26 protein-coding genes, 1 tRNA gene and 1 pseudogene are annotated in these 21,536 nt (G+C 58.4%); 17 read left to right on the top strand and 11 right to left on the bottom strand.

Annotated features, from left to right (window positions below):
- The first annotated feature begins 3 nt into the window (after window positions 1-3).
- From hisA to tatC, 7 genes are all read left to right on the top strand, one after another.
- Window positions 4-738, top strand: coding sequence for a 1-(5-phosphoribosyl)-5-[(5-phosphoribosylamino)methylideneamino]imidazole-4-carboxamide isomerase (hisA, locus tag Ga0074115_RS06805; RefSeq protein ID WP_057955865.1), 735 nt, complete (start codon window positions 4-6; stop codon window positions 736-738).
- A 13-nt stretch (window positions 739-751) separates the two neighbouring features.
- A complete protein-coding gene (gene hisF / locus Ga0074115_RS06800) occupies window positions 752-1,522 on the top strand; it encodes an imidazole glycerol phosphate synthase subunit HisF (protein ID WP_057955866.1) in 771 nt (256 codons plus the stop codon).
- Window positions 1,522-1,905 (top strand): phosphoribosyl-AMP cyclohydrolase, encoded by a 384-nt coding sequence (hisI, locus tag Ga0074115_RS06795; protein WP_057955867.1) that lies wholly within the window; start codon window positions 1,522-1,524, stop codon window positions 1,903-1,905. The genes hisF and hisI overlap by 1 nt, the downstream gene beginning before the upstream one ends.
- 9 nt (window positions 1,906-1,914) lie before the next feature.
- Entirely contained in the window at window positions 1,915-2,232 is a 318-nt protein-coding gene (locus tag Ga0074115_RS06790; protein ID WP_060528352.1) for a phosphoribosyl-ATP diphosphatase, read from the top strand.
- A 178-nt stretch (window positions 2,233-2,410) separates the two neighbouring features.
- Window positions 2,411-2,662 carry a Sec-independent protein translocase subunit TatA gene (gene tatA / locus Ga0074115_RS06785; protein ID WP_057955869.1) on the top strand — a complete coding sequence of 84 codons (252 nt, stop codon included), beginning with the start codon at window positions 2,411-2,413 and terminating at the stop codon, window positions 2,660-2,662.
- A 40-nt stretch (window positions 2,663-2,702) separates the two neighbouring features.
- Window positions 2,703-3,041 carry a Sec-independent protein translocase protein TatB gene (gene tatB, locus Ga0074115_RS06780; protein WP_005964601.1) on the top strand — a complete coding sequence of 113 codons (339 nt, stop codon included), beginning with the start codon at window positions 2,703-2,705 and terminating at the stop codon, window positions 3,039-3,041.
- 14 nt (window positions 3,042-3,055) lie between these two features.
- Complete coding sequence (gene tatC / locus Ga0074115_RS06775; protein WP_057955870.1) at window positions 3,056-4,147, top strand: twin-arginine translocase subunit TatC; 1,092 nt, start codon at window positions 3,056-3,058, stop codon at window positions 4,145-4,147.
- Window positions 4,148-4,164: 17 nt separating this feature from the next.
- Here the strand turns inward: tatC and Ga0074115_RS06770 are convergent, their stop codons facing one another.
- A complete protein-coding gene (locus tag Ga0074115_RS06770; RefSeq protein ID WP_005964606.1) occupies window positions 4,165-4,503 on the bottom strand; it encodes a pentapeptide repeat-containing protein in 339 nt (112 codons plus the stop codon).
- Between the two features lie 408 nt (window positions 4,504-4,911).
- Here Ga0074115_RS06770 and Ga0074115_RS06765 point away from each other — a divergent pair, with 408 nt between their 5' ends.
- On the top strand, window positions 4,912-5,856 hold the full coding sequence (locus tag Ga0074115_RS06765) for a LysR family transcriptional regulator (RefSeq protein WP_198295050.1): 945 nt from the start codon (window positions 4,912-4,914) through the stop codon (window positions 5,854-5,856).
- A gap of 26 nt (window positions 5,857-5,882) precedes the next feature.
- Here the strand turns inward: Ga0074115_RS06765 and Ga0074115_RS16690 are convergent, their stop codons facing one another.
- The 3 genes and pseudogenes from Ga0074115_RS16690 to Ga0074115_RS16680 all read right to left on the bottom strand — a co-directional run bounded on the left by Ga0074115_RS16690 (window position 5,883) and on the right by Ga0074115_RS16680 (window position 8,736).
- The gene (locus Ga0074115_RS16690; protein ID WP_232432956.1) at window positions 5,883-6,020 is read right to left on the bottom strand and encodes a hypothetical protein; all 138 of its coding nucleotides are present in this window, start codon (window positions 6,018-6,020) and stop codon (window positions 5,883-5,885) included.
- A gap of 415 nt (window positions 6,021-6,435) precedes the next feature.
- Window positions 6,436-6,726: pseudogene (locus Ga0074115_RS16685) on the bottom strand (tetratricopeptide repeat protein); the annotation flags it as partial.
- Window positions 6,727-6,966: 240 nt separating this feature from the next.
- On the bottom strand, window positions 6,967-8,736 hold the full coding sequence (locus Ga0074115_RS16680; protein WP_232432955.1) for an Ig-like domain-containing protein: 1,770 nt from the start codon (window positions 8,734-8,736) through the stop codon (window positions 6,967-6,969).
- Between the two features lie 335 nt (window positions 8,737-9,071).
- Here Ga0074115_RS16680 and Ga0074115_RS06750 point away from each other — a divergent pair, with 335 nt between their 5' ends.
- Window positions 9,072-10,034: a sigma-54 interaction domain-containing protein gene (locus tag Ga0074115_RS06750; protein WP_060528351.1), complete on the top strand. Its 963-nt coding sequence runs from the start codon at window positions 9,072-9,074 to the stop codon at window positions 10,032-10,034.
- A gap of 559 nt (window positions 10,035-10,593) precedes the next feature.
- Here Ga0074115_RS06750 and Ga0074115_RS06745 read toward each other — a convergent pair.
- Window positions 10,594-11,052 carry a hypothetical protein gene (locus Ga0074115_RS06745; RefSeq protein ID WP_060528350.1) on the bottom strand — a complete coding sequence of 153 codons (459 nt, stop codon included), beginning with the start codon at window positions 11,050-11,052 and terminating at the stop codon, window positions 10,594-10,596.
- Between the two features lie 188 nt (window positions 11,053-11,240).
- Between Ga0074115_RS06745 and Ga0074115_RS17240 the strand changes: the two genes are divergently transcribed.
- From Ga0074115_RS17240 to Ga0074115_RS16660, 4 genes are read left to right on the top strand one after another with little or no spacing between them, the layout of a single operon-like run.
- Window positions 11,241-11,483 carry a type I restriction-modification system subunit M N-terminal domain-containing protein gene (locus tag Ga0074115_RS17240; protein WP_408642707.1) on the top strand — a complete coding sequence of 81 codons (243 nt, stop codon included), beginning with the start codon at window positions 11,241-11,243 and terminating at the stop codon, window positions 11,481-11,483.
- A complete protein-coding gene (locus Ga0074115_RS16670; protein ID WP_232432954.1) occupies window positions 11,369-11,725 on the top strand; it encodes a hypothetical protein in 357 nt (118 codons plus the stop codon). Before Ga0074115_RS17240 ends, Ga0074115_RS16670 begins: the two co-directional genes overlap by 115 nt.
- Before the next feature lie 2 nt (window positions 11,726-11,727).
- Complete coding sequence (locus tag Ga0074115_RS16665) at window positions 11,728-12,036, top strand: hypothetical protein (protein ID WP_232432953.1); 309 nt, start codon at window positions 11,728-11,730, stop codon at window positions 12,034-12,036.
- Between the two features lie 30 nt (window positions 12,037-12,066).
- Window positions 12,067-12,255, top strand: a complete 189-nt coding sequence (locus tag Ga0074115_RS16660) for a hypothetical protein (protein ID WP_232432952.1) — start codon at window positions 12,067-12,069, stop codon at window positions 12,253-12,255.
- A 43-nt stretch (window positions 12,256-12,298) separates the two neighbouring features.
- Here Ga0074115_RS16660 and Ga0074115_RS06735 read toward each other — a convergent pair.
- From Ga0074115_RS06735 to rpsU, 5 genes are all read right to left on the bottom strand, one after another.
- Window positions 12,299-12,375: transfer RNA gene (locus Ga0074115_RS06735), tRNA-Ile, on the bottom strand.
- Window positions 12,376-12,472: 97 nt separating this feature from the next.
- The gene (gene rpoD, locus Ga0074115_RS06730) at window positions 12,473-14,284 is read right to left on the bottom strand and encodes an RNA polymerase sigma factor RpoD (protein WP_057955248.1); all 1,812 of its coding nucleotides are present in this window, start codon (window positions 14,282-14,284) and stop codon (window positions 12,473-12,475) included.
- 118 nt (window positions 14,285-14,402) lie between these two features.
- The gene (gene dnaG / locus Ga0074115_RS06725; RefSeq protein WP_060528349.1) at window positions 14,403-16,169 is read right to left on the bottom strand and encodes a DNA primase; all 1,767 of its coding nucleotides are present in this window, start codon (window positions 16,167-16,169) and stop codon (window positions 14,403-14,405) included.
- A gap of 77 nt (window positions 16,170-16,246) precedes the next feature.
- Complete coding sequence (locus tag Ga0074115_RS06720) at window positions 16,247-16,690, bottom strand: GatB/YqeY domain-containing protein (RefSeq protein WP_057955249.1); 444 nt, start codon at window positions 16,688-16,690, stop codon at window positions 16,247-16,249.
- Between the two features lie 29 nt (window positions 16,691-16,719).
- The gene (gene rpsU / locus Ga0074115_RS06715) at window positions 16,720-16,935 is read right to left on the bottom strand and encodes a 30S ribosomal protein S21 (RefSeq protein WP_005960972.1); all 216 of its coding nucleotides are present in this window, start codon (window positions 16,933-16,935) and stop codon (window positions 16,720-16,722) included.
- Window positions 16,936-17,095: 160 nt separating this feature from the next.
- Between rpsU and tsaD the strand changes: the two genes are divergently transcribed.
- Window positions 17,096-18,127 (top strand): tRNA (adenosine(37)-N6)-threonylcarbamoyltransferase complex transferase subunit TsaD, encoded by a 1,032-nt coding sequence (gene tsaD / locus Ga0074115_RS06710; protein ID WP_057955250.1) that lies wholly within the window; start codon window positions 17,096-17,098, stop codon window positions 18,125-18,127.
- On the opposite strand, the gene plsY is transcribed toward tsaD, so the two are convergent.
- A complete protein-coding gene (gene plsY / locus Ga0074115_RS06705; RefSeq protein WP_060528348.1) occupies window positions 18,124-18,729 on the bottom strand; it encodes a glycerol-3-phosphate 1-O-acyltransferase PlsY in 606 nt (201 codons plus the stop codon). The genes tsaD and plsY overlap by 4 nt on opposite strands.
- 250 nt (window positions 18,730-18,979) lie before the next feature.
- On the opposite strand from plsY, the gene folB reads away from it, so the two are divergent.
- The 3 genes from folB (at window position 18,980) to Ga0074115_RS06690 (ending at window position 21,520) form a co-directional block, all read left to right on the top strand.
- Window positions 18,980-19,336, top strand: a complete 357-nt coding sequence (folB, locus tag Ga0074115_RS06700) for a dihydroneopterin aldolase (protein WP_005960975.1) — start codon at window positions 18,980-18,982, stop codon at window positions 19,334-19,336.
- On the top strand, window positions 19,329-19,823 hold the full coding sequence (gene folK / locus Ga0074115_RS06695) for a 2-amino-4-hydroxy-6-hydroxymethyldihydropteridine diphosphokinase (RefSeq protein ID WP_057955252.1): 495 nt from the start codon (window positions 19,329-19,331) through the stop codon (window positions 19,821-19,823). The genes folB and folK overlap by 8 nt, the downstream gene beginning before the upstream one ends.
- 455 nt (window positions 19,824-20,278) lie before the next feature.
- The gene (locus Ga0074115_RS06690; RefSeq protein WP_057955253.1) at window positions 20,279-21,520 is read left to right on the top strand and encodes a DUF1015 domain-containing protein; all 1,242 of its coding nucleotides are present in this window, start codon (window positions 20,279-20,281) and stop codon (window positions 21,518-21,520) included.
- Window positions 21,521-21,536: the final 16 nt, after the last annotated feature.

Below are 21,536 nucleotides of genomic sequence, written 5' to 3'. Positions count from 1 at the left end.
GACGTGTTACTGATCCCTGCAATCGATCTGAAGGATGGCCAGTGTGTACGCCTGCGCCAAGGCCGTATGGAGGACGACACGGTCTTCTCCGACAACCCGGTGGAGATGGCCGGGCGCTGGGTGGCGGCGGGTGGTCGCCGTTTGCACCTGGTGGACCTCAATGGCGCCTTTGCCGGCGAGCCAGTCAACGGTGAGGCGATCCGCGCCATTGCCAGGGCCTATCCCGAGATGCCGATCCAGGTCGGTGGCGGCATCCGCGACGAGGCCACCATCGAGGCTTACCTCAACGCCGGGGTCAGCTACTGCATCATCGGCACCCAGGCGGTGAAGGAGCCGGAATTCGTGGCCCGAGCCTGCCGGGCTTTCCCCGGCCACGTCATCGTCGGCCTGGACGCGAAGGAGGGCATGGTGGCGATTAACGGCTGGGCCGAGGTGACCGATCTTGAGGTGGTGGAGCTCTCCAAGCGCTTTCAGGACGACGGCGTCTCCGCCATTGTCTACACTGATATCGGCCGCGACGGTATGATGACCGGCCCCAACATCGAGGCCACTACCGCACTCGCCAACGCCATCTCGATCCCGGTGGTCGCCTCCGGCGGCATCACCAATATCGGCGACATCGAGGCGCTGTGTAAGGCCGAGACCAACAACATCACCGCCGCTATCACCGGCCGCGCGATCTACGAGGGCACCCTCGACTTCGCCGAAGGTCAGAAGCTGGCGGATAGTTTAAGCTAAGGCAAGAAATAACATGCTAGCCAAACGCATTATTCCCTGTCTCGACGTGGACGCCGGCCGGGTGGTCAAGGGCGTCAAGTTTGTCGAGATACGCGATGCCGGCGACCCGGTGGAAGTGGCGCGCCGCTACAATGAAGAGGGTGCCGACGAGATTACCTTTCTCGATATCACCGCTAGCTCCGACGACCGCGACACCATTGTGCACGTGGTGGAGCAGGTCGCCTCTGAGGTCTTTATTCCGCTTACTGTGGGCGGCGGCATCCGTACCGTCGATGATGTACGGCGCATGCTCAACGCGGGCGCCGACAAGGTGGCGATCAACACCGCTGCCGTATCCGATCCGGAATTCGTCAAGGAGGCGACCACTAGGTTCGGCTCCCAGTGCATCGTCGTCGCCATCGACGCCAAACGGGTGAGTGGTGAGGGCGAGCCGTCGAAGTGGGAAATCTTCACCCACGGCGGACGCAAGCCCACAGGTATCGACGCCATCGAGTGGGCAAAGAAAATGGCCGACTACGGTGCCGGCGAGATCCTGCTCACCAGCATGGATCGAGACGGCACCAAGATTGGTTTTGACAATGAACTGACCCGCGCCATCGCCGAGGCGGTGCCGATCCCGGTGATTGCCTCCGGCGGAGTCGGCAACCTGCAGCACCTGGTGGATGGCGTCAAACAGGGTGCCGCCGATGCGGTGCTGGCGGCCAGCATCTTCCACTTCGCCGAATACAGTATCGGCGAGGCGAAGCAGTTCATGCGCGATCAGGGCGTGGAGGTGCGCCTCTGATGAGCGAGTGGATCAACCAGATCAAGTGGGACGACAAAGGTTTGGTGCCCGCCATCGCCCAAGAGACTGGCACTGGCAAGATCCTGATGATGGCCTGGATGAACCGGGAATCGTTGCAACTGACCCGGGAGACCGGCCATGCTGTCTACTTCTCTCGCTCACGCCAGAAACTCTGGCACAAGGGCGAGGAGTCGGGCCATCAACAGATCGTGAAGTCGATCCGGGTCGACTGCGACGCCGACGTGGTGTTGCTGGAGGTGGAGCAGAAGGGCGGTATCGCCTGCCACACTGGGCGTCACAATTGTTTCTATCGGGAACTGCACGGCGATGAGTGGGTCGAAGTGTTGCCGGTGATCAAAGACCCGAATCAGATCTACGGTTGAGGAATCGCTATGAGCGACGTACTGCAACAATTGGCTGAGGTGCTAGAGGAGCGCAAGGGGGCGGATCCCGACAGCTCATACGTGGCGAAACTCTACGCCAAGGGGCTGGACGCGATCCTGAAGAAGATCGGCGAGGAGGCCACTGAGACGGTGATGGCCGCCAAGGACGGGGTGGCGGAGAAGATCGTTTATGAGACGGCCGATCTCTGGTTCCACAGTATGGTGTTGCTGGCGCAGCAGGGATTGGGCCCAGACGATGTGTTGCGGGAGTTGCAGCGGCGTTTCGGGCTCTCTGGCCTGGAAGAGAAGACGAATCGGAGTCGCTGAGGTTTCGTTCCCGGATCAGGTGGTTTCGCCAGTGCTTACGGTAGTAACGCTTCTGGGGTATGATGCGCCGGTGATTTTGAGAGTGATTCGCGAGCGGCGGGGCGAATGTCCCGGCGGACAACGTTAGATACGATAATCAAACCTGGTCCTTTTGGACCGGTTGAGAGTGGAGAGTAAAATGGGTATTGGTGGTATCAGCATTTGGCAGTTATTGATCATCTTGGCGATCGTCCTGCTGCTGTTCGGCACCAAACGGCTGAAGAATATCGGCGGTGATCTGGGTGGTGCGATCAAGGGTTTCAAGAAGTCGATGTCCGATGGTGAGAAGCAGGCTGAGGCTGATGCCGAGAAGCGTGAGCAGATCAGCGAGGACGAGAAGGGCACCACCATCGAGGGTGAGGTCACTCCCAAAGAGAAAGAGAAGGTTTAATCCATTCTTGCCATTGGCAGCTTTTCCCTGGTTTTGATCTATGTTTGACATCGGTTTCTGGGAACTCAGCGTTATCGCCCTGGTGGCGCTGGTTGTGATCGGACCTGAACGCCTGCCAAGAGTAGCGCGGACGGTGGGTCGATGGGTCGGCCATGGCCGCAAGCTGTTGGCTAACGTCAAGGCCGATATCGATAAAGAGATCAAGGCCGACGAGCTGAAAGAGATCATGCAAAAGCAGATGCAGCAGATGAATCCGCTGCATGAGGTGATCGAAGAGACGCAGAAGGACCTGTCTGAAGTGAAGCGTAGCTCAGAGAAGGCTGTCAACGATGCCAAGAACACCTTTGAGGATCGTGAGATCCCTGGCGCTGAGAAGTAGATCCCCTAGCCACCATGACTGCTGAAAATCAGGGTAATACGGTCGCAGAGCAACCGCTTGTCTCGCATCTGCTGGAGCTGCGTGACCGCCTGCTGCGCATGGTGTTGGCGGTCTTGGTGCTGTTTTTGGTGCTGTTTCCGTTTGCCAATGACCTCTACCTGATGGTCTCTGTGCCGCTGCGGGAAGTGCTGCCAGAAGGCAGCAGCATGATCTCCACCAAGCCGATCGATCCTTTCCTGATCCCCTTTAAACTAGCACTGCAGGCAGCCGTGTTCCTGTGCGTGCCGTTTATCCTCTACCAATTCTGGGCGTTCGTGGCGCCAGGGCTCTACAAACACGAGAAGCGCCTAGTGGTGCCGCTGCTGGTCTCCAGTACCTTTCTCTTCTATCTGGGGATGGCCTTCGCCTACTTCATCGTTTTCCCGCTGGTGTTTGCGTTTCTGACCAGCACTGCGCCGGAAAGTATCGAGATCGCCACCGACATGGGTAGCTATCTCGACTTTGTTATCACTCTCTTTTTTGCCTTTGGCATCGCCTTCGAGGTGCCTATCGCCACCATCATCCTGGTCTGGATGGGGGTGACTACACCGGAAAAACTGCGCGAAAAGCGTCCCTATATCATCGTCGGCGCCTTTGTCGTTGGTATGTTCCTGACACCACCGGATGTGATCTCCCAGACCTTGCTGGCGTTTCCCATGTGGGTGCTGTTTGAGCTGGGCGTGTTCTTCTCCCGTGGTTTCATCCGCGATCGGGAGGCGACTGAAGGAGATGCGGTGCCGGAGGGCGCTGCGCTGGCCTCTGCAAATGAGGCTCCGGTAGCTGAGGAACCGGAAGCTCCGGCGATGGGCAGTGAGATCGACCCGGCCAACGACTACACCGATCCGGATCGTTTTGTGCCGCTCACCGACGATGAGATGGAAGCGGAGCTGGATGCGATCGAAGGTGCGGAGGCGCAGGTTGAGAAAAAGCTGCGCAAGGTGCAGGAGCTGAGGGATCAGGGTGAGGTAGAGGCTGCGCGCGATCTGCTCTACGAGATTCTCGAAGAGGGTGATGCCGATCAGCGCCGGGTTGCCCGCAACATCCTTGCTCAGCTGGATACCCCCTAAGGAGCACCCCACCTGCCTCAGCGGTATCGCAGGCGTATACCATGCACCAGTGACAGGGTGATCTCCTCGGCAGAGAGTGCCTTGGGGAAGAAAGTGCCGCTGATCTTGGCGCCGTTGATGCTGGCACCTTCCAGATTGGTCTCTTGGAGGTTGAGCCCGCGCAGATCGGTCTGGCGCAGATAGCTGTTGCCGAGGTCGAGTCCAGCGGCCTTTAGGTCGCGCAGGTCGAGTCCGCGCAGGTCTGCATGGCGCAGATCGCAGCTTTGCCCCTCTTCCCGGCGCCGGTTGAACTCCTCGATTTTTCCTTCCCGAAGTAGCAGATACATCGGATCCTGCCTGACTTCCGGTTTCTTCATGGTGTTGTTCCTTGAGTAAATCGTCTACGACATGAAAGGCCTGACGGGCTCTCTCTGTCACTGCAACAGGGGGCTGTCGGATTTAACACTGTTTGGCTGCAAATCCCTGGATAGCGATCAAATCAGCCTATCCCCCTCGTCAAATAGCCGGGCTATTCTCCTCTGGCGATAAACTGATTTGATTTGCTCCCAGTGACTTTCGCTTCAAATGGCCAAACCCGACAGCCTCCTAAAAGGATAGACAAAATAGCAGCGAGGGGAGGGGGATACGGGCAAATCCTCCTCTTCCTTTCCCGCTTATCAGCTAGGCCTTGATTGAATAAATAAATAATTTCCAGATGAAGTATTGGTGATTTTTGTTGGAGAACTTACTATTGGGGCGCCCCGCTCTCAATGACGGATAGAGATATGTCGAGTACGCCCCAGATCTACTACAAGCAAAATCGTCTGAAACAGCTACGAGCGTTTTGCCATGCAGCGCAGACCGGTTCGATCAGCGAAGCCGCAGAACGTGTCTACCTGAGTCAGCCCACTGTCTCGCTACAGATTCAGGCGCTGGAGCGGGAGCTCAATACGGTGCTGTTCGAGCGTCGTGGGCCGAAGATCAAGCTGACCCCGGAGGGCGAAATCCTCTATAAACTGTCGCAGCCTCTGGTCGAGGGAATGGATAAGCTGCAGGAGACCTTCTCTGCCTACTGCGGCAAGCTGGAGAATGGCGAGCTCAACATCGCCGCTGGTGAGTCGACGATCCTCTACATCCTGCCTGAGCCGATGCGCCGTTTCGCGGCCCAGTATCCCGGTATCCGCCTGAAGCTGCACAATGTAACCGGGCGTGATGGCATGGCGATGCTACGTGCCGATGAGGCCGACTTCGCCATCGGCTCGATGTTGGAGGTACCCGACGATGTAACCTATCAGCCGGTGGTCAACTATGGACCGGCGCTGATCACCCCCCCGGATCACCCGTTGGCCAGCAAGTCTGAGGTTACACTGCACGATATCAGCCCCTATGGGTTGATTCTGCCGCCGCATCATCTGAGCACCTGGCGCATGGTCGATTTGGTATTTGAACAACACAATGCCAGCTATCAGGTCACCTTGGAGGCTGGCGGCTGGGAGGTCATCAAAAAGTATGTGGAGATCGGCCTGGGTATCTCCATCGTCACAGATCTCTGTCTCAGCGGCGATGAGAATCTGGCGAAGATCCCGCTCGGGCGCTATTTCCCGGACCGTAGTTACGGCATTGTGCTGCGACGCGGGAAGTTTCTCTCGCCCCAGGCGAAGCGTTTTCTGGAGATTACCCGGGAGGTGTTTGCCGACCAGGCGACCCGGATGCCGGCCGATAGCGAATGATGATTTGATCGATAGTGGCGGGGAGGTCAGGGGGCCTCTGCACGTGCTTTCTTGATCGACTGCTGAATCGCTTTGACTGTACGTACCCAGGCGCCCCGCTTGAATTTTTCGTCGAGGGTTTCGAGTGCGGCCAGCGCCTCTTTCTTGCTTGGATAGTCGGCCATGGTGACGCCGATCCAGGTTGAGTTGTCTTTGTACTGAAAGCGAAACAGCAGCGCCTTTCCTCCCAGATCGTGTTCGTTGATGAAATCGACGGCTGATTTTGAAGAGGCGGGCGGAGATCAGCTGAATCACATAGTGGTTGGGCGGGAAGGTCAGCAGTCGGGCTTCGCTGCGGAGTGGTTCGCGTGACCAGTCGATCGCAATGTCGCTGTAATCCAGGGGTTCTCCAAGTTCATCCAGCAGATCGACTGCATTCTGTGCCCCCTGCAGGCCTACTGCGCGCATCCAGGCAATACCCTCCTCTTTGGCTGGCGGATCTGGCCGTTCATTGAGCAGTAGCGAAGCAAGGTTGAACTGGGCGCGTTGATAACCCTGGAGGGCGGCCTGGCGCCACCAGTACTCCGCTTTTCCCTTGTCGCTTGGGACGCCGCGTCCTCTGAGGTAGGCGTTACCGAGGTTGAACTGAGCTGGGGCATAATTCTGTTTGGCAGCGAACAGGAACCAGTTGGTCGCCTTTACTGGATCTTTGTCGACACCGATGCCCTGAAAATAGAGTACACCCAGACCAAATGCACCGGCTGGGTCATTTTTTTTCACCGCCTTGCTGAAGAGATCAAGGGCTTTTTCCGGATGCCCCTCTTCGATGTAACTGGCGCCACGGGCCACCAGGTCGGCTGCTGCTTGGACCGGGCAGGCAAGGTCGAACATGAGAATGAGCAGTGCAGCCAAGGGCAAGCTGAGCAATCGTTGCTTGGCTGTTGTTAGCAGCGTCTGCCAGGATGGTTGGCAGGGGATATTTGAAACAGGATCTAAATGAGCCAACAGTCGCCCTCCTAGGGTCTTTCGGCTCAGTATAAAGTGCGAAATAGGTGGTTCGAGGAACCGGGTCACATCAAAAATAAAATCGCCGGCTGCGGCCGGCGATAAGAGCCTCAGGACTGATGTTTATCATAGTTGTATCGCAACTTCATTGGCGTAGGCAGACTCATTTCCATCTGTGTCGACTGCGGTGACAGAAAAGTAGTGATTGCCAAGTGATTCGGCAGTGTAGTCGTAACTCGTGACATCGCCGGCCCAGATTTCCTCATCATAGTTACCACTGCTGGTACCGTGGTAGATCTTATAGCCACTGATCTGTGCGGTAGTGTTCTCGCTCCAGGTGAGACGTAGCTGCGCGCTGCAGTTGCTAGTGCAATTGACCGTGATGGTGACCTCTGCCATGGCTGAATCACCGTCCGTATCCATTAGCTGATAGCTGAAGCGATCAGAACCAAAAAAACCGTTGTTGGGTTGGTAACTAATGGTACCGTCAGAATTGACCTGTACACTCCCTGAGTTGGGATTAGCAGCTATGGTCAAGGTGATAGGGCTGTTGTCTATGCCGCTGTCATTGGCCAATATGTCGATGATGACTGAGCTGTTCTGGTTGGTTTCGGCATTGTCTGCGATGGCCGTGGGGACAGTGTTTACAGTGCCGGTTGAGCTATCACCCCCATTTGTGCTCCCAGCATTACTGTTATCTCCGGTGGAAGTGATGCTGCCGGCAGCGTCAACAGTGCTGGCAGATTCGCTGCCGCTACCTGAGCTACCATCGCTACCGCTGGCCACCTGATTGACCTGCTCAACGCCGCTGTTGTTGCTGTTGGCGACGATGGAGATGGTCTGATCCAAACCGCTGCTCAGAGAGTTGTCGACACCGGCGTTGCTGAGTGCCTCGCCGGTATTGCCCGCGGTACCGTTTTGCAGCCCGCTTAGCAGGCTCAGCAGATCCCCCAGCGGGATGTTTGGGTCGATCGCCTGGGCAGCGGCCAGTGCTGCCTGAGCCTGGCTGAGCATCAGGCTGTTGACGTTGACCTCGGTCACTGAGCGGCGTATCGAGCGATCAGCGGTGCTGAGCACCTGGTCGATGGCGTCGTCCAGGGCGGTGTTGGCTGGCTGATTGTTGACCTGCAGGCCGTCGAGCATCGCCTCAATCAACACCTGGGCGCTGACCACATGGGCGATCGCGGTGTAGCGCGCCACCGTGCCTTCGGCACCTCGGCCATCCAGCACCGAGTCGACCAGGTCGGCTGCTAGCGCGGTGAAGATATCATCCTCGCTGACATTACCGCCTATCCAGTAGGCGGTGCGGCGTGCCATCTCGCCGAACACCTCGCTCGACAGAGTCATCTCGGTGACATTGTCGATAGTCACCTCGGTGCTCATCGGATCGGGCACCTTGCTGGTATCCAGGCCAAAGTTGAGGCGGGTGGTGACAGCGCTTCTGGCGCGCTCCAGGTTGGCTTGTGTCAGCCCACCCTCCATCGCCAGTGCACTCTTCACCATCATGGTGGTGTGCGGCGTTAGGTTGACCCGCGTCTGCGAGGGTGTCATCACTACCCCGCTGAGAACGAAGTCGGGGGCGGCGTTAGTGACTAGGTCAATGCCTTCGGTCGCCTCGATGATCAGCGGGAAGGCGCTGTCGGCGATCTCACCGTTGAAGTTGAAGCTAGCCCGGTCGGTACTGCTGGTGGTGGCGAGCAGCCGAAAGTTGCGGTCGCGGATGCTGACAATGGCACCGACCACCGGGCCGTCACCAACACTGCCGTCAAAGGCGACACGACTGGAGGTTTCGCCGGTCTCCCCGACCGGTGTACTGACTGATTCACCACTGCCGCCGCAGGCGGCAAGCAGGCTGGTGGAGAGGGTGATCGCGGCGATGGTACGTAACAGCTTCATGACTCTACCCACAGGATGGCCTATAAAAATGACACTCGAAGTATCGGTGGCAAAGGCAGGGGGCTTAAGTGACGAAGTCACATTTTCCTATCAGATAGCCTGCATATCGCCTTGGGTTCAACGATTTTGGGAGGGGTTTCACGATCATCCCAAGAATGAAAATCCTTATTGGCCGATGATGACAAAATTGGAGCAACAGGGTGGTGCAGAAAGGTAGAGACAAATAGAATTCTCGAGGAGAGTGGGTTTAAAAAATGGATTGGTGACGTTACTATTTTTGGGGGTATTTGATCCTTCTCATTTTGTAGGATCAGGTGATGAGATAGGCTGAAAAAATGCATGCGATAAGACAAAATCTGCTGGGTAAGGCGCCGGAGTTCCTGAGTGTGCTCCGGGCGATGAGGATCGTAGCCGCAACCGACGCGACCGTATTGGTCAGCGGCGAGAGTGGTACGGGTAAGGAACTCTTGGCTAGCGCCCTGCATGGCTGCAGTCGTCGCTCAGATGGACCGTTTCTCACCGTCAATTGTGCCGCTCTGCCTGAGCAGCTGGTGGAGTCGGAGTTGTTCGGCCACCGTAAGGGAGCCTTTACTGGTGCTGTCTCAGACCAACCGGGTAGGGTGCAGGCGGCAGCTGGAGGCACTCTGTTCCTTGATGAGATTTCGGAACTGCCCCTCAGTGCGCAGGCAAAACTGCTGCGCTTCCTTGAGTCTGGCGAGTGCCAGGCGGTGGGAAAAGCCCAGCCCGAGATGGTGGATGTGCGCGTGGTGGCCGCGACTAACCGCGATTTGGCACAAGCAGTAAAGGAAGGTAGCTTCAGGGCTGATCTCTACTACCGTCTCTACATCGTACCCTTGGAGCTGCCAGCCTTGCGGCATCGTTCGGGGGATATCGAGGGCCTGCTTCAGGGCTTGACTGATGAACTGGCGGAACAATATAAGCTGGCCCCGCCCATCTACTCCAAAACAGCAATGAAGCTGTTGCGACGTTATAGCTGGCCCGGCAACGTTCGTGAGCTGAAAAACCTGAGTGAGCGCATGCTTATCCTGTTCAGTGATCGGATTATCCGGGCGGAAAACCTTCCCCTTGAGATCCGCGAACAGTCCCGGCTGGATGGGGCCTCCGGTAGGGATTTTGTCCTGCCGGATGATGGATTAGTGTTGGATGAGTTGGAGGCTAATCTCATCCAACAGGCTTTGGGTCGCACCAGTGGTAACCGCAGCAAGGCAGCCCGTCTCCTCGGACTCTCGCGGGATACTTTGCTCTACCGCATGAAAAAGTATGCGATTGAGTTGTAGCTCTATCTGGCAAAGCTTGCCAATTATTCTGCCTCGCGTCTGATCCCCACCCTCTCATTGTCGCCTCAAAGCGGATTTAGTGCTCAGGGATGAGCTGCTGATCCGTGCAGATCGGCTTTTCCTAGGGTCGGTGCCCTGGGTAATTCCGAGATTCTGCTGCGCTCACACGAAGTTTGCTGAGCACTTTACCGCCTTGTCATCGAATTCTCAGTCAAGACACTTAATATTGAATATGAAGCACAGGGATGTCAGACAACTGGCCACCCTGTAGAAAAGCAATAAACAGGGCGGCATATGGAGCAAAAAACATCAGCGGCCTCATCTGGTCGGTGGCTGAGATGCAGCGTTCCGAATGCGCCGCCGAGCGCGAAACGTTGATGAAGTTGTGCGACGGCATGCGCAAGTTTGTACGCCGCTACGAGTTCATCGCCCAGGTGGGTGCCGCTGGGTGATCCGGAGTTGGAGAAGCTCAGTCGTTTTATCAGCAATGTGCCAATGACTGAGATCGATCTCTCCGGCCTGCGGATGACCCACCTGGGGTTTTATAAGCGGGAGGAACTTAAGCCGCCGCGTGCAGATGCGCCGCCTTCGTCTCACGCGCCTTGGTCGCCTCTTCAGGTGTGTAGGCGCGCCCGGACCAGAGCATTTCGTAGGCGATCTCTTCATTGCCGTTCTCGCACAACTCCAGCACCTTGTTGAACAACGGCTGGAAAGTCTCACTGCGATGGGACTGTTCGTGCTCCTCAAAGGAGTTCCAGAAGGTGACGATAAGCGCCTCGCGCCCCTTCAGCGGGCTCTCCACCGCCTGGCCCACCGTACTCCCCTCATTGGAGATGTTGCCGCTGTTGAGGGAGACGAAGCCCCCCACGAAACCTGTATCCGAGTGGTAGGTCTTCACGTTCTCACACAGATAAGCGACCCGCTCCTGGAGGTCGTCTACGGTGTACTCAGGCTTCAGAATGACACGGTTCACCGTCACCACGCCGTTGTAGGGAAAATTGTCGATCAATGCAGACACTGAAATATCTCCTTATGCATATATAAATATTTTGTATCACTTAGTTGGGCATCGTCACAGCAAATAAGTTCATGGTGATATTCAAATACACTTTTCATGGGAATTTCACAGGACGGGAGAGTGAATTACTATAGCGCCCTCATACAGAGGCTCCCCTTCGGTCCAATAACGATAATTCTGGCTAACACATGGAACAAAAAAACCTCGGCGGTCTCATCTGGTCGGTGGCGGAGCTGCTACGCGGCGATTCCAAACAATCGGAATACGGCCTGGTGATCCTCCCCTTCACCGTACTGCGCCGTTTTGAAAGGGTGTGGTGGCCGGGATCGAGCGCGGCAGCGGTTTTGGTGACAACGTCGCCAAGAGCGCCAGGCTGGCCGAGGCGCTGCTGGCCGGGGTGCCTGCGGTGCAGCGCTTCAACGGTCGCCTGAAGGAGTTGAACGACACCATCGCACGCTGGGAGCAGGTGGCCGACCGCCGCGACGGAGAGGGCGATGAGCGCGGCGCGGAAGAGGCGGAGTCACAACGCGGCGAATACGCCGCCGAGTGTGACACACTGATGAAGCTGCGTGACGGTATGGGCAAGTTTGTACGCCTCTACGAGTTCATCGCCCAGGTGGTGCCGCTGGCTGATCCGGAGCTGGAGAAGCTCAGTCGCTTTATCCGCCTCTAATTGTGAAACGGCTGGCCAATGTGCCGATGACGGAGACCGATCTTTCCAGTCTGCGCATGACCCACCTCAAGCTCTATCAGCGCGAGGGGACCGATATAACGCTTGGGGTGAAGGAGGAGGCTCCCGAGTTGCGCCCAGTGGCCGGTGGTATCGGCCCAGGCTGCGATCGCACCCGTGAATGGATCAGTGAGATCATTCGTTCTCTGAACAGCCTATTTGGCGAGGGGCTCTCGGAAGGGGATCACATCAACCGCATGGGCGACCTGCTGGCTATCGGTGAACAGGCGCGCCGTGATCCCACCGTGCGCTAACAGATCGAAGCCAGCAACAGCGAAGAGCAGATGATGCAGGGTGGCGACCTGCAAAGGCCGGTAACCAGCGCGGTGCTGACCATGCTGGCACATAGCAAAGATAAGGAAGATCCCACCCGGCTACTGGAAGACCAGCAGGCGATGAGCCATTATTCCCGGCTGGTGTTCAAAGTGCTGGCGTCTGATCTCTCTAAAGAAGATTTGCTTGGATTGAGTTGATCTGCCAGGTGGCCTGGAACCTTCTGTAACTATTTGTTTTCATTGGTGGGCCCTGTAGGACTCGAACCTACGACCAAGGGATTATGAGTCCCCTGCTCTAACCAACTGAGCTAAGGGCCCGGTGGGATTTGCCGCCGACAGGCGCAAGGCGTTATGGACGGCGCGAATTCTAGCAGATAAAACGCTGCTGAAAAGAGGGCGGGTCTATCCCGCCAGCTTATTCGTTGTCCAGAAAGCTGCGCATCCGCTCGGAGCGGGAGGGGTGGCGCAGCTTGCGCAGTGCCTTGGCCTCGATCTGCCGGATGCGTTCGCGGGTGACGTCGAACTGTTTGCCGACCTCTTCCAGGGTGTGGTCGGTATTCATGTCGATACCGAAACGCATGCGCAGTACCTTGGCTTCACGGGAAGTGAGCCCGGAGAGCATGTTTTGGGTCGCTTCGCGCAGGCCCTCTGAGGTGGCCGAGTCGACCGGCGAGACAACGCCGGAGTCTTCGATGAAGTCGCCCAGGTGGGAGTCTTCATCGTCGCCAATCGGGGTCTCCATGGAGATCGGCTCTTTGGCGATCTTCAGAACCTTGCGGACCTTGTCCTCGGGCATCTCCATGCGCTCGGCCAGCTCTTCCGGGGTGGCCTCGCGGCCCATCTCCTGGATCATCTGACGGGAGATGCGATTAAGCTTGTTGATGGTCTCGATCATGTGTACAGGGATGCGGATGGTACGTGCCTGATCCGCGATGGAGCGAGTAATGGCCTGACGAATCCACCAGGTGGCGTAGGTCGAGAATTTGTAGCCGCGCCGGTATTCGAACTTGTCCACCGCCTTCATCAGGCCGATGTTTCCCTCCTGGATTAGATCGAGGAACTGCAGGCCACGGTTGGTGTACTTCTTGGCGATGGAGATCACCAGGCGCAGGTTGGCCTCGACCATCTCTTTCTTTGCGCGACGGGCCTTGGCCTCACCTATGGACATCTTGCGATTGATCTCTTTGATGTCGCTGATGGTGAGCTGGCACTCCTGCTTGAGAGTGATCAGGCGCTTTTGGGCGCGGGCGATATCGTCGGCATACTCTCGCAGCGGTTCGCTGTAGGATTTACCGGCATCAAGTTGCTGCTGCAGCCAGTCCGGATTGGTTTCGTTGTCGGGGAAAGAAGCGATGAACTCCTTTCTGGGCATACGCGCCCGGTCGACACAAATATTCATGATGATCCGCTCTTGCGCGCGAATCCGAGCGATGGTGTCACGCAGGCTGGCGACAAGGTGATTAAACGCGTTCGGGACCAGTTTGAACTCGAGGAAGCTTTCAGCACAGGCCTCGAGCGCCTTTTGGGTCTTGGGATTGTTGCGGCCATGCTTCTTGAGTGCGCTGCAGAGGGCGTTGTAGCGCTTGCCTAGTTCCTTTGTCTTGGCGGCAACCTCTTCAGGGTCGGGGCCAGTATCGACGGGTTCTTCATCTTCCTCGTCGCCACTATCTTTCGCTCGAGGGGGGCGCGGGATGGGGATCTCGTCTGTTTCGTTCGGGTCGATGAAGCCATTGATGACATCCGCCATACGCTTCTCCCCTTCACCGACCTTGATGAGCATGCTGTACAGCATCTCGATGGTGACGGGGAAAGTGGCGAGGGCAGCGGAGACCTGTTTGAGGCCGTCCTCAATGCGTTTGGCGATACGCAGTTCGCCTTCGCGGGTCAGCAGCTCGACGGTGCCCATCTCGCGCATGTACATCCGTACCGGGTCGGTGGTGCGGCCAAACTCGCTGTCGACGCTGGCCAGCGCGGCGGCGGCCTCTTCGGCGGCGTCATCATCGCTGGTGACGGCTTCGTCACTCAGGGTCTTGTCTTCAAGGTCGGGGGCGGTTTCGTGTACGGTGATCCCCATGTCATTGATCATGCGCACGATGTCTTCGATCTGCTCCGGCTCGACGATGCCTTCGGGCAGATGGTCGTTGACTTCCGCATAGGTTAGGAAGCCCTGTTCCTTACCTTTTGCAATCAGTTGTTTTAGCTGTGATCGCTGTTGTTCCTGATTCATTTTCAACCTTGTAGTCCGAGTCAAGCGAGTGCCGACGAATAAACTCCCCATTCTAGCATGATTCCAGGGCAGCGATAGCGCTTTACCCGGATTTTTTGCGTTGATTCAGCGTGGTCGCCTATCTTTGACCAGGAAAGCGTTGTCGAAGTGCCCGACGCTCTTCCTCGGAGAGCTCGCTAGGATTGAGCTTGTGTGGCGTTTTTGCGCTCTGCTTGCGGTATTGCTGATTGAGTCTGCTGATCGCATCGCGAAATTCCGCCTCTTTGTCCATGCCAGGAAGATCAAATCGATAGGTGGCTAATTTATCCAGTGCGGCGAAGGCTTCTTGGTCTCGCCAGCGTTCGATGATGGCCGCTTTATTAAGCGTAGGTTGGGCCCGGATTAATTCAAGTAGCTGGCGCAGCAGCGGTATTCCTGGGGCTTGCCATTGTTGCCAATCGTCATCGGTGTCCGCTACCAGCTGTGCCAGGGTGGGGGTGTCGAGCAACAGCGCAATGGCGCTACGCAGGGGTGTGAGACGTTGTTGTTGGTATTTTTTTCGAGAGGTGGAGCCGGGCTTGCCCTGTTGATTTTGTGGCGTGCTGCTATCGAGCTGTCCCGGTTTGATGCCGACCAGTCCCTCGAGTTCCTGAAACATCATCTGGCGGAAGAGGCCGGCGGGTAGCTGCCCAAGCAGGGGTTTCGCCAGCTGCGCCAGGCGTGCGCGGCCGTCGATCGACTGCATGTCGATCTGGCTGCTGAGTTGGTCGAACAGGAAGCGGGAGAGTGGCATGGCTGCTTTCGCTCTGTCGCTGAATTGTTCTACCCCCTCTTTGCGCACTAGGGTGTCTGGATCTTCGCCATCAGGCAGGAACAGGAAGCGCGCCTCGCGTCCCTTGCGCATCACCGGCAGGGTGGTCTGCAGTGCCTTCCAGGCAGCATCGCGGCCAGCGCGGTCACCATCGAAACAGAAGATCACCTCGGGGCAGATGCGGAAGATCAACTCCAGATGTTCTCTGGTGGTGGCGGTGCCGAGGGTGGCCACCACATTGCGGATGCCGAACTGAGCCAGGGCAACCACATCCATGTAGCCTTCGACCACCAGTAAGGAGTCGATCTTGCGCAGTGCCTGGCTGGCTTCAAACAGGCCGTAGAGTTCGCGCCCCTTGTGGAACAAGGGGGTCTCGGGGGAGTTGAGGTATTTGGGGCCGGTCGCTTTTGGCGCCCTGTCCGTCGCGGCGCTACCCTCCAATATCCTGCCGCCAAAACCGATGGTGCGGCCACGCCGGTCGCGGATCGGGAACATGATGCGGTTGCGAAAGCGGTCGTAGTGTTTGCCTTCTCCTTCCGTGATCATGCCGGTCTCACGCAGCTGGCGCAGTGTCTCACTCTGTTGGCCGGTGCGCTGCAGCAGGTTGTCCCAGCCTGGGGGAGCGAAGCCGATGCCGAAGGTGGCGGCGATCTCGCCAGTCAGGCCGCGCTGTTTCAGATAGTCGATGGCGGTCTGCCCCTGGGGGTGGTCGCGCAGCTGATGCCGGTAGTAGCTGGCGGTGCGCTCCATAAGTTGGAACAGGGGGCGCAGGTCTGGCCCTTGCGGCAGGCCACCTTCGCGGGGGACTTCGAGGCCAGTGCTGGTGGCGAGTTCTTCAATTGCCTCGACAAAACCCAGGTTGTCGTAGTCCATCAGGAAGCTGATGGCGGAGCCGTGAGCGCCGCAACCGAAGCAGTGGTAGAACTGTTTTTCCGGGCTGACGGTGAAGGAGGGGGTCTTTTCGTCGTGGAACGGGCAACAGGCCTGGTACTCTTTGCCAGCGCGCTTTAGCGGCACTCGCTGGTTGACCAGATCGACGATGTCCACCCGACTGAGCAGTTCATCGATGAAGTGATGGGGGATTCTGCCGGCCATGGGTCTGAAGCTATCTGCGATGCTGGGGATAACGCATAAGATAGCCGATGCCCCCCAGCCGAGAGGGGAGAAAAAGGTTAGCCGGAGAGCTTCTGCTTGACCAGGGCGCTGACCTGCCCCATGTCGGCGCGGCCCTGCATCTTGGGTTTGAGCTGCCCCATCACCTTGCCCATATCTTTCATGGCGGAGGCGCCCGAGGAGGCGATTGCCTCCTCGATCAGGGAGTTGATCTCTTCAGTGCTGAGACCTTCTGGCATGTAGTCCTGGATGATCTCGATCTCGCTCTGCTCCTGAACGGCCAGCTCATCGCGGCCGGCCTGCTGATACTGGGCGATCGAGTCACGACGTTGCTTGATCATCTTCTCTAGGATGGCAAGCACCTGATCGTCATTGAGTTCGATGCGCTCATCGACCTCGCGCTGCTTAATCGCAGCGGTGATCAGGCGCAGCGTGCCGAGGCGCTGCTTCTCTCTGGCCTTCATTGCGGCCTTGACGTCATCCTGGATGCGTTGCTTCAACATCGTTCAGAGATCCCTGTCGCAGAAAGCGATCAGTACTGGCGTTCCCAGCGGCGGTTCTCGCGGGAGAGCTTCTTCAGATGACGCTTGACGGCGGCGGCGGCCTTGCGCTTGCGTTCCCAGGTGGGCTTTTCGTAGAACTCACGGCGACGGACCTCGGCGAGAACGCCAGCTTTCTCGCAGGATCGCTTGAAGCGGCGCAGGGCGACTTCGAAAGGTTCGTTGTCTTTGACGCGTACGTTGGGCATCTGTAGTTGTTCCTCAGAATTTCAGTTGTTTGGCCGGGGCCCGGTTGAAAGGCGCGAATTCTACAACATGGCTCTGCGCTTTTCAAAAGTGGTGTGGGATTGTCTGCTAAACTTGGCTGCCTGATTTTGTTTCGTAATGACTGAGAGGGTCGGCTGGGCGATGCGAGTACTTGGGATCGAAACCTCCTGCGATGAGACGGGCATCGCCCTTTATGACAGCCAACAGGGCCTAGTCGGCCACGCGCTGCACAGCCAGATCGCAGTGCACGCCGAATATGGCGGCGTAGTGCCGGAGCTGGCCTCGCGGGACCATGTGCGCAAGGTGTTGCCGCTGATCCGGCAGGTTCTGCGGGGGGCGGGGTTCGGTGCGGAACAGATCGACGGCGTTGCCTACACTACTGGTCCCGGGCTGGTGGGGGCACTGCTGGTGGGCAGCGCCATCGGCCGTAGTTTGGCCTGGGCCTGGGGGGTGCCGGCGATTGGCGTACATCACATGGAGGGCCACCTCCTGGCGCCGATGCTGGAGGCCGAGCCGCCGCCTTTCCCGTTTGTTGCGATGCTGGTCTCTGGTGGTCACACCCAGCTGGTGCTGGTGGAGGGGATAGGTCGCTACCAAGTGCTGGGTGAATCGTTGGACGATGCGGCTGGAGAGGCCTTTGATAAGACCGCCAAGCTGCTCGGGTTGCCCTATCCGGGTGGGCCGGAGCTGGCGCAGCTGGCACAGCAGGGCGATCCGGGGCGTTATCGCTTTCCGCGTCCGATGACCGACCGGCCCGGTCTCGACTTCAGCTTCAGTGGCCTCAAGACCTTTGCCCTGAATACCCTGCAGGCCGCTCGGCGGGAGGAGGGGGAAGTGGTCAGTCGCCAGACCCTGGCGGACATCGCCCGCGCCTTCGAGGATGCAGTGGTCGATACGCTGCGCATCAAGTGTCGGCGGGCGGTGCGCCAGAGCGGGGTCTCGACCCTGGTGATGGCCGGTGGTGTCAGCGCCAACCAGCGTCTGCGTGCGGCGATCGGCGCGATGATGCAGAAGGAGGGCGGGCTGGCCTACTACCCGCGACCGGAATTTTGCACCGATAATGGCGCGATGATCGCCTATGCCGGCTGGCAGCGGCTCAGGGCGGGGCAGTCGGAGCCGTTGCGTTTCTCCGCCCAACCCCGCTGGCTGATGGAGACACTCCAGCCGGTCTAGGTCTTGGGTCCCTGTTCCTTGGAGATCGGCTCTTCGGAGCCTGCCAACATATTCTGGATGTTGCTGCGATGCCGCCAGAACAGCAGCAGGCTCATCATCACCTGCATTGAGATCAACTCCGGCGCGGGCCAAAACCACCAGACGATCATGGGCGCCAGCGCCATCGAGACCAACGCGGCAAGGGAGGAGATTTTCATTACCTTGGCCATGAAGAGCCAGATCAGCGCCACACTGCCGCCGATCTGCCAGGCGAGTCCGAACTGGGTGCCGAGGGCGGTGGCTACCCCTTTGCCGCCCTGAAAACCAAAAAAGATCGGGTAGAGATGGCCGAGAAACGCCGCCATGGCGGTGAGGGCGAAGGTCAGGGGCGAGTCGGTGAGCAGGTGGGCTGCCAGCACCGGCAGCAGGCCTTTTAGCATGTCGCCCAGCAGAGTGATGGCCGCCGCCTTCTTACCACCGATGCGCAGCACATTGGTGGCGCCTGGGTTGTTGGAGCCCTGGGTGCGCGGATCGGGTAGCCCCATCAACGTGCAGACGATGATGGCGCTGGAGATGGAGCCCAACAGGTAGGCGGAGAGGATCAGCAGGATATCGATAATCATGGGCGAATTGGACCTGCTCACCCGCGGCAGGTCAAGGATGTTGTTAATCAAGTGAACACCGGATGGCCGGCATGCCCAGGGAGAGCAGCGATGGCTGGGAGCCTGTAGTTAGGGCGGCATGGAGCTGTTCGCACCTGCTTCGCTGCAGCACTTGATTATCCCGCACACTTTTCGCTGTCGCTGCAGGGGTTGTCATTGTGGCCCACTCCACTACCATGTGGTCCATTTGCCAACCCAAACGGAAGATTGAATGGATATAGTATTCATCCGGGGCCTGAGCATCGATACAGTTATTGGTATCTATGACTGGGAGCGGGAGATCAAACAGACGGTGGTTTTCGATCTGGAGATGGGGGCCGATGTGGCCAGAGCAGCAGCCTCAGATGGTATCGAGGATACCCTTGACTACAAGGCTGTCAGCAAGCGCCTGATCCAGTTTGTCGAGGCGAGCAGTTTTCAGCTGGTGGAGACTCTGGCGGAACGTTGCGCACAGATCGTGCTTGAGGAGTTTGATGTGCCCTGGCTGCGCCTGACCGCCAACAAGGCGGGGGCGGTGAGTGCCGCACAGGATGTCGGCGTGATCATCGAGCGCGGCAGTCGTGGTTGAGGCGGAGCTGGTGCGCGCCTGGCTGAGCCTAGGCAGCAACATTGAGCCGCGGCGCTATATTTCGCAGGCGCTGACCGATCTGACGGCTGAGTTTGGCGAGCTGGTGCTCTCCCCTATCTATGAGAGCGAGGCGGTGGGGTTCGAGGGAGATAACTTTCACAACCTGGTGGTGGGGATTGCTACCCGCCTGCCGCTGCAAGAACTGGCGCTGAAGCTGCGCTGGATCGAAGAAAAAAATGGCAGACAGCGTGAGTCTGGCAAGTTTGCTCCGCGCACCCTCGATGTCGACTTGTTGACCTACGGCGATGTGGTGGTGGATGAGCCCGGCCTGCAACTGCCGCGTGATGAGATTACTCGCTACGCCTTTGTGCTGTTGCCGTTGTCTGAAGTGGCTGGTGATGAGATCCATCCCGTAACAGGGCAGAGCTATCGGGAACTTTGGCAGGCGTTCGATGCCCCTGAACAGCGTCTATGGCGGGCTGACTGAACAAACCCACGTGCCTCGCTTGTGAAGCGGCGAGTGCTCGGAGTAAGGCCGGGGAGCGGTCAGTCTGCAGAGGCTCAACGGAAAAACCCCACCTCCCATTCCATGGAAGTGGGGCATGTCGCCCTGCTTGGTTGGCAAACGGTTCCGTCCTTGAGACGTCCCTGTTCCTTATGGCTTCCCTGTCGTCCTGTTGGCGACAATTCAAGAATGTCACAGGGTGGCGGAGAGGGTAGGGGGAAAGATCCGCAACCCATGTAGGAATTTTCTGACATGGGGGTTGAGTGTGACGGGGATCAAGTTAACGGCACAATTTGGGGTGGAAAAAGTCGGGCGCTGGAGTGTTGACTGTTCGGCAGTGCTTGATCTGTAGCTTGTGCATTTGAAACAATCTGCGCGTTTAACGATTTCCTGTGGTGAGAGAGGCTCGCCATTACACGATGATAAGGATCAGATAGATGCCGCTAATCAAAGCGTTTCCGGGGCTGCGGCCCGCGAATGGCCGCGCCGAAGATGTTGCCGCCCCTCCCTACGACGTGATGAATGAGGCGGAGGCACGCGAGATGGTCGAAGGCCGCCCCTGGAGCTTTCTGCACATCTCTCGCGCCGAGGTGGATCTGCCGGTCGGCACCGATCCCTACTCGCCGGAGGTCTACGCTAAGGCGGCGGAGAATCTGGCGAAGATGGAGCAAGAAGGGGTGCTGGTTCGTGACGCCAAACCCTGCTTCTATGTCTATCGCCTCACCATGGGCGAGCATGTGCAGACCGGGTTGGCGGCGGTCGCCTCGGTGCAGGCCTACGATAACGATCGCATCAAAAAACATGAATTCACCCGTCCCGCCAAAGAGGACGACCGGGTGCGTCAGGTGGATGCGCTGAATGCCCAGACCGGGCCGGTATTCCTGGTCTATCCGAGTGCCGTGGCGGTGGACGACACCCTCGCGCTGATCGCCGAAGGAGCTGCCGATATGGATGTTACAGCCGCCGATGGCGTGCGCCACCAGATCTGGGTTGCCGACGATGAGAAGGTAGTGGAGCAGCTCACTCGCGAGTTCGATGCGATGCCCGCGCTCTATGTGGCCGATGGCCACCATCGCTCGGCGGCCGGCTCGCGGGTCGGTGCGGCGCGCAAGGCGGCCAACTCCAAGCATACCGGCGAGGAGTCCTACAATTACTTCCTGTCGGTGATCTTCCCTCACAACCAGATGAAGATCCTCGACTACAACCGGGTGGTCAAGGATCTCAATGGCCTCGACAAGGAGGCCTTCCTGGAGAAGGTGGAAGCGGCCTTCACCCTGGAGATGAGCGACACTCCGGTCAAGCCCGCCGGCACCGCCGAGTTCGGCATGTACCTCGACGGCCAGTGGTACCGCCTGAGCCTCGACCCGGCGCGCATCCCAGCGGACGATCCGGTGGCGCGGCTCGATGTCAGTCTGCTGGCCGACAACCTGATCGAGCCGATCCTCGGTATCTCTGATCCACGCCGCGACAGCCGCATCGACTTTGTCGGCGGCATTCGTGGCTTAGAGGGGCTGGAGGCGCGAGTCGACAGCGGCGAGATGCAGGTTGCCTTCTCGCTCTTCCCGACCAGCATGGAGGCGCTGATGGCGGTGGCCGATGCGGGTGAAGTGATGCCGCCGAAATCGACCTGGTTTGAACCCAAGTTGGCTGACGGACTGGTCAGCCATGTGCTCGACTGATCTGAGGGCCGCCAGA

Origin of the sequence: endosymbiont of Ridgeia piscesae, from assembly GCF_001443665.1 — a bacterium.
Taxonomy (GTDB): Bacteria; Pseudomonadota; Gammaproteobacteria; order Chromatiales; family Chromatiaceae; genus Endoriftia; species Endoriftia persephonae.
Note: the sequence above shows the minus strand (reverse complement) of the source record. Positions and strands in the feature narration are given on the sequence as shown.

What these genes read in the sequence shown, in the direction of transcription:
- hisF (WP_057955866.1), top strand. Translation starts at nt 752, where the DNA reads ATGCTAGCCAAACGCATTATTCCCTGTCTCGACGTGGACGCCGGCCGG.
- hisI (WP_057955867.1), top strand. Translation starts at nt 1,522, where the DNA reads ATGAGCGAGTGGATCAACCAGATCAAGTGGGACGACAAAGGTTTGGTG.
- Ga0074115_RS06790 (WP_060528352.1), top strand. Translation starts at nt 1,915, where the DNA reads ATGAGCGACGTACTGCAACAATTGGCTGAGGTGCTAGAGGAGCGCAAG.
- tatA (WP_057955869.1), top strand. Translation starts at nt 2,411, where the DNA reads ATGGGTATTGGTGGTATCAGCATTTGGCAGTTATTGATCATCTTGGCG.
- tatB (WP_005964601.1), top strand. Translation starts at nt 2,703, where the DNA reads ATGTTTGACATCGGTTTCTGGGAACTCAGCGTTATCGCCCTGGTGGCG.
- tatC (WP_057955870.1), top strand. Translation starts at nt 3,056, where the DNA reads ATGACTGCTGAAAATCAGGGTAATACGGTCGCAGAGCAACCGCTTGTC.
- Ga0074115_RS06770 (WP_005964606.1), bottom strand. Translation starts at nt 4,503, where the DNA reads ATGAAGAAACCGGAAGTCAGGCAGGATCCGATGTATCTGCTACTTCGG.
- Ga0074115_RS06765 (WP_198295050.1), top strand. Translation starts at nt 4,912, where the DNA reads ATGTCGAGTACGCCCCAGATCTACTACAAGCAAAATCGTCTGAAACAG.
- Ga0074115_RS16690 (WP_232432956.1), bottom strand. Translation starts at nt 6,020, where the DNA reads ATGGCCGACTATCCAAGCAAGAAAGAGGCGCTGGCCGCACTCGAAACC.
- Ga0074115_RS16680 (WP_232432955.1), bottom strand. Translation starts at nt 8,736, where the DNA reads ATGAAGCTGTTACGTACCATCGCCGCGATCACCCTCTCCACCAGCCTG.
- Ga0074115_RS06750 (WP_060528351.1), top strand. Translation starts at nt 9,072, where the DNA reads ATGCATGCGATAAGACAAAATCTGCTGGGTAAGGCGCCGGAGTTCCTG.
- Ga0074115_RS17240 (WP_408642707.1), top strand. Translation starts at nt 11,241, where the DNA reads ATGGAACAAAAAAACCTCGGCGGTCTCATCTGGTCGGTGGCGGAGCTG.
- Ga0074115_RS16660 (WP_232432952.1), top strand. Translation starts at nt 12,067, where the DNA reads ATGATGCAGGGTGGCGACCTGCAAAGGCCGGTAACCAGCGCGGTGCTG.
- rpoD (WP_057955248.1), bottom strand. Translation starts at nt 14,284, where the DNA reads ATGAATCAGGAACAACAGCGATCACAGCTAAAACAACTGATTGCAAAA.
- dnaG (WP_060528349.1), bottom strand. Translation starts at nt 16,169, where the DNA reads ATGGCCGGCAGAATCCCCCATCACTTCATCGATGAACTGCTCAGTCGG.
- Ga0074115_RS06720 (WP_057955249.1), bottom strand. Translation starts at nt 16,690, where the DNA reads ATGTTGAAGCAACGCATCCAGGATGACGTCAAGGCCGCAATGAAGGCC.
- rpsU (WP_005960972.1), bottom strand. Translation starts at nt 16,935, where the DNA reads ATGCCCAACGTACGCGTCAAAGACAACGAACCTTTCGAAGTCGCCCTG.
- tsaD (WP_057955250.1), top strand. Translation starts at nt 17,096, where the DNA reads ATGCGAGTACTTGGGATCGAAACCTCCTGCGATGAGACGGGCATCGCC.
- plsY (WP_060528348.1), bottom strand. Translation starts at nt 18,729, where the DNA reads ATGATTATCGATATCCTGCTGATCCTCTCCGCCTACCTGTTGGGCTCC.
- folB (WP_005960975.1), top strand. Translation starts at nt 18,980, where the DNA reads ATGGATATAGTATTCATCCGGGGCCTGAGCATCGATACAGTTATTGGT.
- Ga0074115_RS06690 (WP_057955253.1), top strand. Translation starts at nt 20,279, where the DNA reads ATGCCGCTAATCAAAGCGTTTCCGGGGCTGCGGCCCGCGAATGGCCGC.